Annotated in this window: 17 protein-coding genes; 6 read left to right on the top strand and 11 right to left on the bottom strand. The window is 54.6% G+C overall.

All coding sequences use genetic code 11. The features are described 5' to 3' along the window. Positions 1–5: 5 nt before the first annotated feature. From VLA04_04780 to VLA04_04770, 3 genes are all read right to left on the bottom strand, one after another. Positions 6–959, bottom strand: a complete 954-nt coding sequence (locus VLA04_04780) for a dihydrofolate reductase (GenBank protein ID HSI20980.1) — start codon at positions 957–959, stop codon at positions 6–8. Continuing rightward, positions 956–1972, bottom strand: a complete 1017-nt coding sequence (gene thyA, locus VLA04_04775; protein HSI20979.1) for a thymidylate synthase — start codon at positions 1970–1972, stop codon at positions 956–958. Before thyA ends, VLA04_04780 begins: the two co-directional genes overlap by 4 nt. Positions 1973–2055: 83 nt before the next feature. Next, on the bottom strand, positions 2056–3129 hold the full coding sequence (locus VLA04_04770; GenBank protein HSI20978.1) for a PilT/PilU family type 4a pilus ATPase: 1074 nt from the start codon (positions 3127–3129) through the stop codon (positions 2056–2058). Positions 3130–3191: 62 nt separating this feature from the next. Here VLA04_04770 and VLA04_04765 point away from each other — a divergent pair, with 62 nt between their 5' ends. The 3 genes from VLA04_04765 to alr are packed head-to-tail and all read left to right on the top strand — an operon-like array spanning position 3192 to position 5277. Further along, positions 3192–3359, top strand: coding sequence for a hypothetical protein (locus VLA04_04765; GenBank protein HSI20977.1), 168 nt, complete (start codon positions 3192–3194; stop codon positions 3357–3359). Further along, positions 3359–4156 (top strand): glutamate racemase, encoded by a 798-nt coding sequence (gene murI / locus VLA04_04760; protein ID HSI20976.1) that lies wholly within the window; start codon positions 3359–3361, stop codon positions 4154–4156. The genes VLA04_04765 and murI overlap by 1 nt, the downstream gene beginning before the upstream one ends. Then, positions 4153–5277 carry an alanine racemase gene (alr, locus tag VLA04_04755; GenBank protein ID HSI20975.1) on the top strand — a complete coding sequence of 375 codons (1125 nt, stop codon included), beginning with the start codon at positions 4153–4155 and terminating at the stop codon, positions 5275–5277. Before murI ends, alr begins: the two co-directional genes overlap by 4 nt. On the opposite strand, the gene VLA04_04750 is transcribed toward alr, so the two are convergent. From VLA04_04750 to msrB, 5 genes are all read right to left on the bottom strand, one after another. Continuing rightward, positions 5274–5987, bottom strand: a complete 714-nt coding sequence (locus VLA04_04750) for a 6-phosphogluconolactonase (GenBank protein ID HSI20974.1) — start codon at positions 5985–5987, stop codon at positions 5274–5276. The genes alr and VLA04_04750 overlap by 4 nt on opposite strands. After that, the gene (locus VLA04_04745; protein ID HSI20973.1) at positions 5984–6286 is read right to left on the bottom strand and encodes a hypothetical protein; all 303 of its coding nucleotides are present in this window, start codon (positions 6284–6286) and stop codon (positions 5984–5986) included. The genes VLA04_04750 and VLA04_04745 overlap by 4 nt, the downstream gene beginning before the upstream one ends. A gap of 68 nt (positions 6287–6354) precedes the next feature. Continuing rightward, entirely contained in the window at positions 6355–9012 is a 2658-nt protein-coding gene (locus VLA04_04740) for an ATP-dependent Clp protease ATP-binding subunit (GenBank protein HSI20972.1), read from the bottom strand. 50 nt (positions 9013–9062) lie between these two features. Further along, positions 9063–9599 (bottom strand): peptide-methionine (S)-S-oxide reductase MsrA, encoded by a 537-nt coding sequence (gene msrA, locus VLA04_04735; protein ID HSI20971.1) that lies wholly within the window; start codon positions 9597–9599, stop codon positions 9063–9065. Then, positions 9599–9994 carry a peptide-methionine (R)-S-oxide reductase MsrB gene (gene msrB / locus VLA04_04730; GenBank protein HSI20970.1) on the bottom strand — a complete coding sequence of 132 codons (396 nt, stop codon included), beginning with the start codon at positions 9992–9994 and terminating at the stop codon, positions 9599–9601. Before msrB ends, msrA begins: the two co-directional genes overlap by 1 nt. Positions 9995–10079: 85 nt before the next feature. Between msrB and VLA04_04725 the strand changes: the two genes are divergently transcribed. After that, positions 10080–10511, top strand: coding sequence for a DUF3052 domain-containing protein (locus tag VLA04_04725; GenBank protein ID HSI20969.1), 432 nt, complete (start codon positions 10080–10082; stop codon positions 10509–10511). Here the strand turns inward: VLA04_04725 and VLA04_04720 are convergent. Together VLA04_04720 and VLA04_04715 are read right to left on the bottom strand one after the other, a co-directional pair. Then, positions 10495–11946, bottom strand: coding sequence for a hypothetical protein (locus VLA04_04720; GenBank protein HSI20968.1), 1452 nt, complete (start codon positions 11944–11946; stop codon positions 10495–10497). The two genes, VLA04_04725 and VLA04_04720, sit on opposite strands and share 17 nt — an antisense overlap. Next, positions 11943–12518: a sigma-70 family RNA polymerase sigma factor gene (locus VLA04_04715; GenBank protein ID HSI20967.1), complete on the bottom strand. Its 576-nt coding sequence runs from the start codon at positions 12516–12518 to the stop codon at positions 11943–11945. Before VLA04_04715 ends, VLA04_04720 begins: the two co-directional genes overlap by 4 nt. Before the next feature lie 88 nt (positions 12519–12606). On the opposite strand from VLA04_04715, the gene VLA04_04710 reads away from it, so the two are divergent. Together VLA04_04710 and VLA04_04705 are read left to right on the top strand one after the other, a co-directional pair. After that, on the top strand, positions 12607–13266 hold the full coding sequence (locus VLA04_04710; protein HSI20966.1) for a M23 family metallopeptidase: 660 nt from the start codon (positions 12607–12609) through the stop codon (positions 13264–13266). 91 nt (positions 13267–13357) lie between these two features. Beyond that, positions 13358–14560: a GGDEF domain-containing protein gene (locus VLA04_04705; protein HSI20965.1), complete on the top strand. Its 1203-nt coding sequence runs from the start codon at positions 13358–13360 to the stop codon at positions 14558–14560. A 266-nt stretch (positions 14561–14826) separates the two neighbouring features. On the opposite strand, the gene VLA04_04700 is transcribed toward VLA04_04705, so the two are convergent. After that, positions 14827–15519, bottom strand: a 693-nt coding sequence (locus VLA04_04700) for an EAL domain-containing protein (GenBank protein HSI20964.1), incomplete at its 5' end; no start/stop codon positions are given.

Below are 15519 nucleotides of genomic sequence, written 5' to 3'. Positions count from 1 at the left end.
TGTCCCTACATATTGGGACCGATCTTAAACCGGACGGGGTCCTGGTTAGGATCTGGGAAAATGAGGTGCGCGTGGAGATGGTGGACACTTCCACCCGTATCCTTTGGTTCACCGAAGCGGATTGCCAAGCCGCCAGAAGCACCAATGCCAAGCCGTTGGGCATGGTCTAGTAGCTCCACCATCGCTTCACCAGGCAGCTCGTGGAGATGCATGATGTGCGAAGCCTTGTAGAAGGCCATGAGGTAGCGGGACGCCCCTTTCCGCGGATACTGGCTAGGTGAAATCACCCAGTACCTTCCCTCAGCCAGGATTGGCTGGGTGTGGTACCGTTCCAGGTTCTCCCTGCAGAATGGACAGACGCCGTCGGCCCTTATCTGGCGCATGATCATGCGCTGGTCAAAGGTCCGCGCATTGGGGATGTACACGTACGGGCTCAACCGCTCATAGATGACGATGTCACCTGGGTACGTATTCTCCTCATCGGCTTCAAAGTGGGTGCGACTCACCTCTTTCCAGCCATTCTCTCTCGAGAAGCTTTCAAGAGGAAAGAACGCATCCCCTTCCGGCTCTGCGTCCACGATGGTGACATAGGCCTTGTCGGCCACAGGCAGCATCATATGGTAGAGCTCGGCACCACCAATCACGAACACCTCATCGTTCAGGGAGTCGGCATACTCTAAGAGCTTTGCCTGATCCTGAAAAACAATGCATTTGGGGTCGGTGGTGTACTCCTGGTTGCGTGTGAGCACCATGGTGTGGCGCCCAACAAGCGGCTTGCCTTTGCTGCGAGCCAGGATTGATTCGTGGGTTTTCCGTGCCGCCATGACCGGCTTACCCTTCGTTGTCGCCATGAAATGGCGCATGTCCGTCCGCAAGCTAGGCCACGGCAGGTCGTTATCCTTGCCGATTACGCCGTTCTTAGCGATGGCGATCATGATGGAAAAGGTAGATCCTTTCATACGCTTAATGGTATCCCTCCGATCCCAGGGTGTGGGAAATAGTCGGAAAGGATAAAGTCCTCCCTACGGATAGCAAACAGGTCATCCACACCTTCACGCAGCTTCATGGTTGGAAGCCGGCGAGGTGGGCGGGAGAGCAGTGTTTCCACCGCCTCCATATGGTTTAGATAGAGGTGGGCGTCCGAGATGGAGTGGCTGTACTGGGCTAAGGGGTATCCCGTTGCCCGCGCAAACGCCAACGCCAACCCTGCATGCTCCACAATATTGTTGGGAACCCCCAACACCATGTCGCCGGAGCGCTGGTGCATGTGGTAGTAGAGCTGGCCATCGTCCAGGATACGGATGTGAATCCACCCGTGACAAGGGCACACGACCACGGATTGGTCCTCGCGCCAAATGCCTGGGGAATACCACGGCTCAATCCAGTGTGTCCGGAGCTTGGGCTCATTCTTGATCTGGTTGAGTACCGCTTTGACCTGGTTAAAGCCATCGGCCACCTTAAGTGCCCTGAGGGCAGCGTCAAACTCCGTCAAAGCATCGGGAGAGAGGGTATGGCGGATCTTCTGCAGCAGCTTTGGCTCAATCAGGGGAAACTTCCCAAAGACCGCACCGTATGATGCAGGTCCCAGGTCCCCAACCTCCAAGCCGCGCTTTTTGCATTTGCGTTCCCCTTCTTCTCCCGTGACAGTGTCACGCCAGAAGCTCAGGCAGCCAAATTTCTCTAGCTCTTCCTGTGTGTGGGCACCATTGATGAACGCCAGTATCTCCGCCTTGGCCTGTTGCCACTGCGGGATGGGCATCTTTTCAGATGGTGGGGGGTCCATATTGCGATCCGGTATAAGCGGATAACCGTTGGACATGTGGTAGCAGAAGTTCACCTGGCCCATGAGGGTCACTGAACCGGTTTCGTGCGCCGAGCTGGCGCGGACGCCGCGCTCGAATACTGCGCGCAGGGCATCCTGATATTGCGAATCAGGTGTGCGCTCCAAAAAAGGCTTATAGCTTATATCCAAAATTCCTCCTCAAGTTGTACAAGGTACACATACTGTGAGGAGATCCTACCAAAAGCCTCTCAATCCCGCCAGCAAAAAAGTACTTAAACCGCAGAAAGCCCTTTGCGCACCTCATCCCTATCATTCGCATATGCCAAAGCGCTTTCCTTCGTAATCTCGCCGTGCTTGGCTGCCTTAATGAGGATGTCATCCAAAAGCACCATGCCGTCAGCAGCGCCCGTCTGCATGATGGTGGGCAGCTGGGCCGTGTTCCCGGTGCGGACAGCATTCTTCACGGCTGAATTGGCAATCATCACCTCTAAGGCAACTGTCATGCCCACGCCATCAGCCCGTGGAATAAGCCGCTGGTTCAGAACTGCCACCAGAATGTCGGCAAGCTGAATCCTAATCTGTTCTTTCTGCTCGGGTGGGAAAATATCGATAATACGGTCAATGGTACCAGGTGCACTGTTGGCATGAATGGTAGAGAGGACCAAGTGACCGGTCTCCGCCACCGTCACGGCAGTGGACACGCTTTCCAGGTCTCGCATTTCACCAAGGAGGATCACATCTGGCGCTTCTCGGAGGGCGGAGCGGAGGGCGGAGGAAAAACTAACCGCATCAACCCCTACTTCGCGCTGTTCGATGACAGACTGTTTATTATCGTAAACATACTCAATGGGATCCTCGATGGTAATGATGTGCTTCTCGAAGTTGCCATTAATATGGTCAATCATGGCCGCCAAAGAAGTAGACTTACCAGATCCGGTAGGGCCCACCATGAGGATGAGGCCATTGTCGTTTTCTACGAGCTCCTTGAGTAAACTTGGCAAACCCAGCTCCTCTAGAGAGAGGATTTTATTCTTCACATACCGCATCACCACCGTTAGGTGGCCACGCTGGTAGAAGACATTGACGCGGAAGCGGGCATCGCCCTGGGCATAGGCCAGGTCTACCTGGCGGTCATCCTCAAGGGTCTTCAGCTTCGCTGAAGGAAGGATATCGCTTACTACGCCATGAATGGCGTCGTCAGACAACTCACCAAAGTCGTTCAGTTTTTTGAGGGAACTCCCTACCTTCAGCACCGGAAAACACCCTTCGGAAAGGATGATGTCGGCAGCATTTTGGCTGACCGCCTCTTTAATAATGCCTGGGAGAATAGAGAGCGATTTGGACATGCATTTAGTATACATGCCAGCACTGTGTAATGGGATGCCCAGTTTGCTATACTCTGGAAGTAATGAGTAGTTCAGCAAAGCGCCGCAAACTGGCAGAGGCAGCAAAATCTGCTCCTCAAGCACAAGACAAACCCCTCTTCGTGAAGGTGGTCATTGCTGTGATCATCGTTGTGCTCGCCTTAAGCCTACTCAGCATGATGTTCATCTCCCCCACTCCCGTTCCCCAGTAATGCGTATCGGCATTTTTGACTCAGGCCTTGGCGGGCTTGTTGTCACAGCAGCCATTGCCCGCGCATTACCCCATCACGACCTCGTGTATTTGGGCGATACGGCCCGCGTGCCTTACGGCGACCGCTCGCAAGAGGCCATCTTTCGCTTCACCGCGGCCGCGGTGGACGAATTGTTCGTTAACCTGGAATGTGGCCTCATAATTGTCGCTTGTAATACCGCGTCCTCCGAGGCATTACGCCGTATTCAGCAAGAATACCTCCCCGCCCACTACCCTAACCGCCGTGTACTGGGCGTCATCATCCCAACTGCCGAAAGTATCACGGGAAATGGACCAGTTGGTGTCCTTGCTACACGCAGCACGGTGCGTTCCCAAGCCTTTCCGCGCGAGCTTGAAAAGCTACATCCTCATCTTCAAGTCATTCAGGCCGCTGCGCCGCTCCTTGTCCCCCTCATTGAGAACGATGCCCTCAAGTGGGCAGAGCCCGTCGTAGAAGAGTACGTACAGCCACTCAAGGAAGCGGGCATTACCGAGCTCATCCTAGGCTGCACCCACTACGGCCTGGCCAAGGCACTTATTGAACAGCATCTCCCCGGCGTACTTATCCTGGCACAAGAGGATATTATCCCGGACAAGCTGGTTTCCTACCTGGAAAGGCACCCTGAGATTGCCAACACCCTCACCCAAAACGGCAGCCGCCAGTACTTTGTCACTGACGTACTGGACCATTACGGCACCCTCTCTGCCACGCTGATTGGCCAGCCAATCTCCTTTGAACGAATAGACCTTCCCGTATGAACCTCCCCCTTTCCTACCTAGAGATTTCCCGTGATGCTTTGCGTCACAACGTTGCCGCTATCCGCAGAGTTGTTGGAAGACATCAACAAGTAATGGCCGTAGTGAAGGCAAATGCATACGGCCACGGCATTGCCCAAGTAGTAGAAGCAATTGACGATGTTGTGGATGCCTTTCAGGTAGATGATATTGAGGAGCTTAGGGAATTGCGCAACCACACTGAAAAACGCGCGCTCGTCCTGGGGTATATCCAACCTTCCGAGCTCCCCGAAGCCGTGGCCCTTAATGCGGAACTTGCCGTCTATGACCAAGAACGCCTCCACATCCTCAGCGAGATTGCGACACCTGAAAGCCCTGTCCGCATCCACCTTAAAGTAGACGCCCTGCTCGGGCGCCAAGGCCTCCTTCCCGCCAGCCTGCCCCCCTTCCTCGAGGCGCTGCGCCGTGCGCCACATGTCCAGCTTGCCGGTGTGTATTCCCATTTCTCCAACCTCGAAGACACCAGTTCTCATGAACACGGCGATGCACAGCTTGCCCTTTTTGAGGTAGCTGTGGAGATGATCCGCGAAGCAGGCTTCAAACATTTTGAGGAACACATTTCTTCCAGCGCCGGCATTTTGACGTACGAAGGAAACCGCAGCAAACGGCCCTTGGTGCGCCTAGGGATCAGTCTTTATGGATTGTATCCTTCACCCCAGCTTGCGGCCGAATATGAGCCCTTAGAATTGCAGCCAGCCCTACGTTGGAGGACCTCGCTCGCCCAAGTTAAGGACATCCCCGCCGGTCACCCCGTGGGCTACGGCCTGACCTATATTGCCCCACATCCAATCCGCCTCGGCATTGTCCCGCAGGGGTACAGTGACGGCTACGACCGCCTCCTTTCCAGCAAAGGCGAGGTCCTTATAAAAAGCACCCGTTGCCCGGTGCTTGGCCGCGTGGCCATGAATATGTTTGCCGTAGATGTCACCCAGTTGGCCAAGGTCTCGGCTGGCGACACCGTAGTGCTCTTGGGTGAAGAAGGAGAAGACCGTGTCAGTGCAGAAGAATTGGCTTCCCACTCCCAGACCATTAACTACGAAGTGGTTGCCCGCCTGAACCCTCTCCTACCCCGTCTCTTGGTCTAGTAGCGCGTATAGGTTTTTGGATCCAAGTCACGGGCAGCAACGGAATCAAGGAGCACGTACCGCTCCTCTGCCGGCTGGACAAGCTCACATGGCAGTACTTTCCGTTCTTTCAACCAAGCATTGGCAATGGGAAGCTTCCCCGAACCCATGAGGACGTAAATATGACGCGGCACGGTGCGCAGTAGCTCCGGCGTCACGGTTACGCGTGGCACTAACGGTTCTTGCTCGCCTTCGGTTGCAACAACCCAGGACTGCGTTGTTTCCCACATATCCCTTTGGCCCGGAAAGAGGGATGCCGTATGCCCGTCAGAACCCACTCCCAACAAGGCGGCCGCAAAAACCCCGCCCCGCTCTGTCCAGGTGCGGATTTTTTGTTCGTACTGGGCAGCGGTCTCCTGAGCACTCCCCAAGCGCTCCACCCCTACCACGCGGCTGCCGGGCTCCACCACCTTCCTGTGCCATTCCCTTCGCAGCATGGAGGTGGTATCGCTCACCGTCCCCTCCGGTACCATCCGGTCATCGGTAGGGAACACGTCGCCTTGGATATCACCAAAGCGTTCATAAAACGGGATAAAGGTGCCACCACCAGAAAAAAAGACACCCGGCCGGCGCCCCGTACCACTCACCCAGTCAACTGATTCCCGCAACTTCTGTTCACACACCGCCCAGAGGTCGGACTCGTTTGAGAAAACGAAAATGTGCTCAATCATGAGCGGCGCGAACGGCGAGGACTAGGGGCGGGCGTAGGTGCCAGCTCCTCACCTTCCACACGCGCCATAAGTGAAACGGTCATCGCCAACAGGGAAGCCAGCCCCACTACAGCCAGAAGGCGAAGAAGGGCGCGCTGAAAGATTGGATCGTTGAAATCCGTAAAGATGCCAGTGAACATAACCCCTGCGGCTACGGCAGCACCAAGTAGGAGGAGGATAAGGAAAAATCGGCTCGTGCGAAGCATGATAAGCATCATTTTGCCATCATTCACCAGAAAGGGCAATCTGAAAATTATCATTTCCGCACCAAATTTTTTCTGGATATCATCCCCTAGAAAGACTTTCCAGTAGGGGCAAGCGATTTGGCTTACGCAGCCACAGGTTTGGCAACCTTAAAGGAAACAGCTCCTTTGGTATAGGAAACCTTTACGGCCGCACCTTCCTTAACTATCCCCTCCAACATCTGTCGGGCCAATTCGTTCTCCAGTTCCCGCTTAATCTTACGCCGCAGTTCACGTGCCCCAAACTCAGGGGCATACCCTACTTCTGCCAAATGCCGGACCACGCTCTCATCAAGTGAAAGAGTAATCCCCTGGCCATGCGCCACACGGATAACGCGCTCCAGCTGAAGACGCACAATGGAGGCAATCTGCTCTTCGGAAAGCTGATGGAACACCACCACCTCATCGAGGCGGTTAATGAACTCCGGGCGGAAGTGGCCGCGCAACACGTTCATGAGCCGATCCTTTGCCTCATCGGTGGGCTTCTCGCTTCCGGCGGCAGTCTTGAACCCAATGCCATCAAACTCCGTCCGCAGGTCTGACCCCAAGTTGCTCGTGGCAATGATAATGGTATTACTGAAGTCCACCACCCGTCCCTTGCCGTCCGTGAGACGGCCATCGTCAAAGAGTTGCAAGAGGATGTTGTAGACATCGGGGTGTGCCTTTTCAATCTCATCCAAAAGGATGACAGCGTACGGACGGCGGCGCACAGGCTCGGTCAGCTGCCCACCTTCGTCATATCCCACATAGCCTGGAGGGGAACCGATCATGCGGGAAACGGAGTGCCGCTCCATATACTCCGACATATCAATGCGGATCATGGCATCTTCGCTGCCGAAGACCATTTCTGCCAGCGCTTTGGCCAGCTCCGTCTTACCCACACCAGTAGGCCCCAGGAACATAAGGGTGGCAATCGGGCGCTTTCCTTCTGTCAGTCCAGCACGGGACACGCGGACAGCATTGGCCACTGCGGTGATAGCCTCTTCTTGTCCAATGACCCGCTGCTTCAAACGCTCTTCCAGCCGGGTCAGTCGCTCTTTTTCTTCTTCCGTCAGCTCTGACACGGGCACGCCGGTAAGCTTGGCTACCACCTCTGCAATATGGCGCACGGTCACCTCTGGCGAGGCAACCCCCTTCTCTTTGCGCCACTTGTCCACCAGCTTGTTACACTGCACCTCCGTCTTCTCTATCTCCTTGGCCAACTTCTCTACCCGCTGGTCATCTTTATGGCTGATTGCCGCCTCGTGCTCACGGCGCAAGCTGGCCAGCTTCTCATCCATTTCTTGTTTTTCAGGTGGGAAAGAGTTCATAGCAATCTTCACCCGAGCCGCGGCCTGGTCTACCAAATCGATTGCCTTGTCAGGAAGGAACCGGTTGGTAATGTACCGGTCAGAAAGCTCCACAGCAGCAGTAAGCGATTCATCAGTTATGCGCACCTTGTGGTGCGCTTCATAGGCATCGCGCAAACCACGGAGAATTTCTATGGCCTGCTCCGGCGTTGGCTCACCAACCAAAACCGGCTGGAAGCGGCGCTCCAAGGCGGCATCCTTCTCGATATGTTTCTGATACTCGTTAAGCGTCGTGGCACCAATCAGGTGCAGGTCGCCACGCGCCAGGGCCGGCTTAATAATGTTAGATGCATCCAGGCCGCCCTCACCCCCGCCTTGGCCCGCGCCAATCAAGGTGTGCAACTCGTCAATGAAGACAATCAGGCTGTCCTTGTGTTCGGTAATTTCTTTGAGGATGTTCTGAATGCGCTCTTCAAATTCACCGCGGAAGCGGGTACCCGCCACAATGGCGTTAATATTCACCTCTAAGACTCGCCGGTTCAGCAATTCTTCCGGCACCATGCCGGAGACTACTTTCTGAGCCAAGCCCTCTACAATAGCTGTCTTTCCCACACCGGGTTCGCCAATGAGAACTGGGTTGTTTTTGGTGCGGCGGGAGAGAATCTCGATGGTACTCTCAATCTCACTGGCCCGGCCAATCACGGGGTCTAACTTACCCTGTTTGGCCTTGGCGGTAAGGTCACGGGAGTACTGGTTAAGCGTTGGCGTATCCACCGTAGCCAAGTCCGCCCCGCGCTCTTTGGCACCCAATACTTTCAGGGTCTTTTCGCGGAGGTTCTGCGGGGTAAGGCCTAGTTTGCGCAACAGCTCCCCGGCCATACCGTCCTGCTCTTCTACCAGAGCAACCAACATGTGCTCGGGACCAATGTAGCTGTGACCCATTTCCTGGGAAACCTGGAAGGAACGAAGCATTACCTGTTTTACGCGTGGTGTAAGGGTAAAGCTCTCTGCTTCCTTGCCTTCGTTGAGGGTGTTGGCGTCAATGTAGCCGCGGATATCTTCCGTACGGAGCTTGAACCCAGTGAGCACTTGCTCGATAAGCTCGCTCTGGGTGAGGGCATAGAGGAGGTGCTCAGTATCAATCTCGCGGCGGCCGAATTTTCCCGCCACCAGGGCCGCGCGGTCTAGGGTTGCCCGTGCGCTTTCCGAAAGGTATTTGGTGATATCAACCGATTCCCTGTTTGTTACAGGCGCATCCAAAGGGTCATGCTCGCCAAAGAGCAATGCCTCAAAGGGAGATGAGCTCTGGCGCTGGCGGATTTGGGCATAGTCTTCCGCACACAGGTGCAGCACACGCTCCTGGCCATTTCTCCTTACCACTAACTTGGTTGTAGCGGGGCGTAGCCCGCAAATATCACATAGTTGCATGCCGTAAATGTAAAGTATACTTTCCATTGATGTCAAGATCTTTACACAAAAAAGAAGCTGCCCCATGGCAGCTTTCCCTACTGGTCCCGCAATTTGTCTGAGTAGAACTTGCGGAGCTTCCTCACCTTTGGCGCGATGATTACTTGGCAATACGCCTGGTCCATGTTCCGCTCATAATAGCGCTGATGGTCCTCCCCCGCCGGGTAAAAAGCCTCAAACGGCTCAAGGGTAGTCACAATCTTCCCTGGCCAAACCTCTTTGTGCACCATTTCTTTTATCACCGCATTCGCCATAGCCTCCTGTTCGGGGGTATGATAAAAGATTACCGATCGGTACCGTCGGCCAATGTCGTTCCCCTGACGGTTTAGCTGTGTGGGGTCATGCAAGGTAAAGAAGATAGTCAGCAAGTCATGCAAGGAAATCTCTTCTGGTTTAAAAACCACTTGCACCACCTCAACGTGACCTGTGCGCTCACCGCACACCTGCTCATAGGTGGGGTTGGCCACGCTCCCGCCTGAATACCCGGAAACTACCGATTCTACCCCTCTCAAATCTTGGAGGACCGCTTCGATGCACCAAAAGCAACCGCCACCCAAGGTGATTGTTTCTGTCATTATTCCTCCGGGTAAAAACGAAGGGAGAGCGAGTTCATGCAGTACCGCTTCCCTGTTGGGGCTGGGCCATCGTCAAAGACATGCCCCAGGTGAGAGCCACAGCGGGCACAGACCAGCTCATCGCGCACCATGCCGTGGGTTGTATCGCCTACCAACTCCACCGCTTCGTCTACAAGGGGCGTAAAGAAGCTGGGCCAACCTGACCCAGAGTTAAACTTGGCTTCCGCACTAAAGAGGGGCAAGCCACAGGCACCACACACATACGTGCCCAATTCATGGTTATCCCAATACTCGTTGGCAAAAGGAGGCTCTGTGCCCTTTTCCCTTAGGACCCGGTACTGTTCGGGGCTCAGTTCCTTCCGCCACTCTTCCTCGGTTTTGACAATCTTCTCCATAGAGGTGCGGGTTAAGGACGGTATTTGGTGTCATGGTGCACCAGAAATACGCAGAAAACAAGGTGTTTTCTGCTACAGTACCCGCATGAATACACTTGAAGGATACTCCGCCACCCCCTTGGTAGCCAAGCTTGGCATTAAGGAAGGCACTACTGTGCATGTGGTGCACAGCCCCGCGGAGTACGCAGATCTCCTCGGACCATTACCCCTCGAGGCATCGATCAAACCTGGAAAGCCTATGGAACGAGTGGACTTCATTCACCTGTTCGTAACCAGGAAAGACGAGCTCCGTCGAGAGCTTGTATCGTTGGTCGATGTACTACGTCCCCACGGTACCATTTGGATTAGTTGGCCCAAGAAAGCGAGTGGCTTTGCGACGGACTTAACAGAAGACACACTCCGAGAAGTGTGTCTTCCCCTGGGCCTGGTAGACGTCAAGGTCTGCGCAGTTTCCCAGGTTTGGTCGGGCCTGAAGTTTGTCTGGCGGAAAGAGGTGCGCCCTACTGTTGCGGGATAGCAGTTGCAGGAGCAACGGCATCAAGAGGCATAATTTCCCCGCCACCGCCTGCGCTAGCACCAACCCCTGCCTCAGCAATCAGCTCAGGGATGAGGGGCACCACCACACGCTCCTGCCAAGAGCCTACTACAGCATCTTTAATGGCAAAGATATAAGCTGGGACTAAGTACTCTATGTCCTTGCCTTCAACGTAGGTACTGAGAAGCATGTACCCCAGCTCAGGAGTGTCCAAGCCTAGGCTCTTGGTCTCCCCTTCAGTGAACCCTGCGGCGCCATACTTGTTGTACATGCCGCCAAGCTCTGCTATCTCCTTAATTTTCTCGGCGGATTTTTCTACGTCGTAAGCAGAACTCTCGTAGTGGTTGGTAAAGATGTCATACACAGAGCTTACGCGCTTTGTATGGGTATCAATGCTTACGGTCATCCCCACCGTCTCACCTCCCATGCCAACAACCTTCTTACCGTTGAGGAGCAGTGGGAACAAGACTGTACCCGTCTGAACCTGGAAGGCAATCATGGACTGGGCCATCTCAGGAGCAATTTGCTTTTCCGCAGCAACAGCGTAATCGTAGGACTTTTGCACAACAGGTTCACCATAGCTGCCTGTTGCCACGCCATGTGCAGACAAGAAGTCCTTAGCAATGGTTTTTAGCTCATCATCCGTAAGTGCCACAGTGTTCCGCATGGTGGAATCCATGGTCCGGTACACATTGTCGCTAATGGAGATCCGTCCCCGGTCTAGGTCAACCGTAACGGTGTACCCATCCTTTTGGTTCAGCGTAAAGTTCTGCAACTTGGCATTCTCAAAGCTCTTCAGGTTCACCAAAGGCATCTGGATGCCAAGCTGCTCGGCGATACGCGCATCGGTCACCCGCTTGTAGACATCCAGCTGGTCGCTTGGTAGCGCAGGAATACCCCCTTCTGGGATGGAGAACCGGTATACCCCCGTCAAAGCAGGTGAGGTACTGGAACTGGAGCGCTCATCGGACATGGTAACCCCAGCACTAGGCGCACCACCATCAGAACTGGCAATGGCCGGTGAAGCCATATCCGTAGCTTTTGTTTCACTCATACCAGCAGAGCCCACGGAGCTGGCCAGCGTACCAAATGCCCCCTTGCCCAATGTCGTCACCACAGGTGTACCCTCCCGCTCAGAACGGGTACCCAGGTAGGTAATGGTACTGACGCCTGCCACCGCAAGGGCCAACACGCCAATAAAGGCGTTGCGCATAAAGAGGCCATGCGGCAGGGGTTGCTGTGCAATAGGAGAATCCATAAGGCGCTGTTTAAGGGATATCCGGAAAGCTTCGTCCAAAACAGGGACTGGCTTTGCCGCTAGTAAGGTGGGAAGTAATGCTTCAATTTCAGCCGCATGCTCCCTAAGGGAAGGGTCGGCCGCAAACAGCTCTTCAAGCAATGTTTGGTAAGGCTTCATTGGAGGGTAATTATCATAAGGATGAAACCAAGCAGCACGTGCGCCAAGTCGTGGCGGACGGTGCGCAAGGTGCGTGAAAGTATCATTTTGCAGCTGCCAATGCTTTTGCCAGTAAGCTCTGCAATTTCTTCATAGGAAAGCTCGTCCCACAGGCGCATATACACCATATCGCGTTGGGCATCCGGGAGCTTTTGCAGGTATGCCTCCACTGCCGCCAACTGATGGCGGGTAGATGCAGCCTTAGCCACGTCATCCTTCCCCGCCACCTGCTCTGCTTCTTCCAAAGAAGAAACTTTTTTGTGGGAGCGGTAGTGGTCAATAAGGATGTTGCGCGCGAGGCGGTAAAGCCAACCCTTAAAGCTGCCTTTCTCGCCTTTGTACTGCTTGATTCTGGACAACGCCCGCATGAAAAGCTGGGACACCAAGTCCTCGGCCAACTCCCTTTCTTGCACCCGGTAAAAGAAGTAGGCATACATTGCCTCTACATGAGCCTCGTACAGCACGCCAAAGGCCTGCTGGTCGCCGGCCTGGCATTGGGCAATCGCCGCTTCTTCTATGGAGGTAGCTGTCATATTAAACAAAAGGGTTCACCTAGTACTACGGGCGTTGCCGGTACTGCGTAACATGTTAGTGTCAGTATACGGCATACAGGACCACCCTATGCACAAACTTCTCCTTACACTTTTTGGGCTTGCCATCCTGGGGACAGGGCTTTTCTTTGTGCGCAATGACACGCCCCCCAGGGCTACTCCTAGCCCTACTGCCTCCCCCGTTATATCTCCCTCGCCCAGCTCCGTCCCCACCGCTGACGCCACTCCGCAACCCACACCCACTCCCACCTACACCTTTCCCATTGCAGAGTTCCGGGAGCGCGCCACCAAAAAGGTAGTAGGCACGTTTGTAAGCCCCTCCAACTCACCTGTACAGCCAGAGCGCTTTAGGGGCTACCACACAGCCGTAGATGTAGAGTATGGCGATATCACCAGCGACATCCCCGTGATGGCTATTGCTGCCGGGACCGTGGTCCGCAGCACCGTAGTGGATGGCTACGGCGGACTGGTTGTCATTGAACATCTTTTTCAAAAAGAAAAAGTATACAGCATCTATGGCCACCTCCGGCCATCTTCACTTATTAAGGAAGGTCCAGTGAAGCGAGGTGACCAGCTAGGGGTACTAGGCACGGCCTATAGCGCCGAGACGAGTGGGGAAAGGCGCCACCTGCACTTTGGCTTGCTTAAAAGCGATTCCATTGACCTTAGGGGGTACGTGCAGGACAAGGCAGAGCTCACCAAATGGCTTGACCCGCTGACCTTCTTCTAACCTGTACAGGTTGACTAAAAGGGCTTCGTGCAGTACGGTCAAGGCATGCTTGTCAGTGTCAAAATATTGGCACTTTGAAAAAGGAGAGAACGTGTTTACCAGAGCCCAGAAGCAGCCAAAAACGTATTTTCATCGTGCGTGGCGCTCAACGCTCGCACACGTCAAACAGGTCTTTGACCCCCAATGCACCGAGCGCGAGCTCATTCATGAGTGCAAAGAGAACATCGCCATGAGCGATATTCCGGTAGCGCTCTTACGCCTTCAGCCCGATAGCGCAGACCCTGTAGTCGTAGCACTGAACGAGCCCGCCTTGGAAATGTTTGCCCTGCCAGAGGTGCCCAGCCCCTTTTACTTCACGATGCTGCCGTTCTTTAAGCGGCATCATGACCACATGAGGAATTGGAAACACCTTTCCGAGCAAATGCGCGCTGGCAGGACCGACCATGTCATGCTCACCATCCCCCGGTACACCAACCGGGAAGATGAGCCGCTGGCCCACCTGATCCATGCCCGGTACATAGGGGTGACCGCGTCACCGCTACGGCAAGGCGTGCCACTCGTCAAAGTGGACTTGGTGGACCATACGGAAACGTTTGAGCTGAAAAACCGTGACCAAATGGTGAGCTGTGTTTACACGGACGCCCACGGGAAGCGGTGCATCCAATCGCTCATCGAGCAGAGGCATCCTTTTGCTGTCATCTTTTTCGACATTGATGACTTCAAAATGTTCAACACTAAGTACGGGCACAGCGGCGGTGATATTGTCATCCGCGAACTTGGTGCCATCCTTAGCGAGAACATCCGAAGCCTAGATGCCGTCTACAGAAAAGGCGGTGACGAGTTCTGCTGGATCGTCCCCTACGACCTGCCCTGGTGGAAACACCCGGACATTCTCATCAAGACGGACGGCGTCGAGCCCATTCGCTCGGACCAGGTAAAGCTGATCAAGAGCCTCGCCCGCCGAGTCTCGGAAACCATGCGGAACCGGACCATCGTCATCGATGGCGTGCCAGTGCGCGTCAGCGTCACTGCCGGCATCAGGATTGTCGATGATTTCAGCGACTACCTGGACCCTGCGGGCATCGTCAACGAAGCCTCGCTGGACATGATCGCCTCCAAGGACGAGACAAAGATACTTCGCCACACCAGGGAAAGACTCCGTGAGGACCTCTTAAATATCCGGGAAGGCAAAGCACCTCTCCCCTCGCTTGAGGAGGCCCTCGAGAAAGGCCTGACCCTGAAGGAATACCATGAGCAACAAATGCGGCTCAGGGAAAATCCCCAAGGCGAATAGCCTCAGCCCTTCATGGCCCATCCAACCTGGATGGGCCTTTTCTTATTGCCATTTTGGCCTTTTCTTGCTACAAGTTAGCTATGAAAACGGTGCCCCGGAGAAGGGAGCACCCTATCCACGTAAATTGAGGAGGCGTTATGGCGGACAACAACGTTGATCCGGACTACTACTGCGTAAAGGGTCTCTTCACGGTGGCACTTGGCATCGGCCTCACCGTAGCAGCCATCCTTACCTTGGTATAACAAAATAAGACCCCGCCCGGGGTCTTATTTTAATACCTTCGTGGCTTTGCCCTTCTTCCAGTGGCGGGCAAACTCGTCTGGGGCCAACGGCTTGCTGAACAAGTAGCCCTGGCCTGCGTCGCAGGAAAGGCCGCGGAGCAAGCCTAGCTGCTCGCTATGTTCAATCCCCTCCGCGCACACATTGAGGTGAAGGGAGCGTGCCAGGGAAATAATGGTGGCCACAATTGCGCGGTCCCGCTCGTCAGTAAGGCAGTGGCGGATGAAACTCTGGTCAATCTTAAGCTGATCAATGGGAAGCTCCTTAAGGTAGCTCAGTGAGGAGTAGCCTGTCCCAAAGTCATCGATGCTAATATTGGCACCCAGTTCCTTCAAGGCATACAACTGCTCACTAGCCACGAACAAGTTGTTCATGAGCGTCCCCTCTGTAATCTCAAATTGCAGGCAGCTTAGGTCCTTCACCTTGAGACGCTTGCAGATCTTCCGCAGCTTATCGATGAAATCGGGTTGAATAAACTGAATGGGCGAAATGTTCACACTGATGATGAGGCAGTCCCTCACCCCTTGCGACTCCCACTTTTTCACCTGAAGCAAAGATTGCTCAATGGCCCACTCACCAATCTCCACAATCAGCCCGCCCTCTTCTGCCACCGGAATGAACTCGTTTGGCAGGACAAAGCCGCGGGTAGGATGGTTCCAGCGCACCAAGGCCTCGGCCTT

The sequence above is a fragment of the Verrucomicrobiia bacterium genome, from assembly GCA_035460805.1.
Lineage (GTDB): Bacteria > Patescibacteriota > UBA1384 > CAILIB01 > CAILIB01 > DATHWI01.
This window is presented reverse-complemented; position numbering and strand designations above follow the sequence as displayed.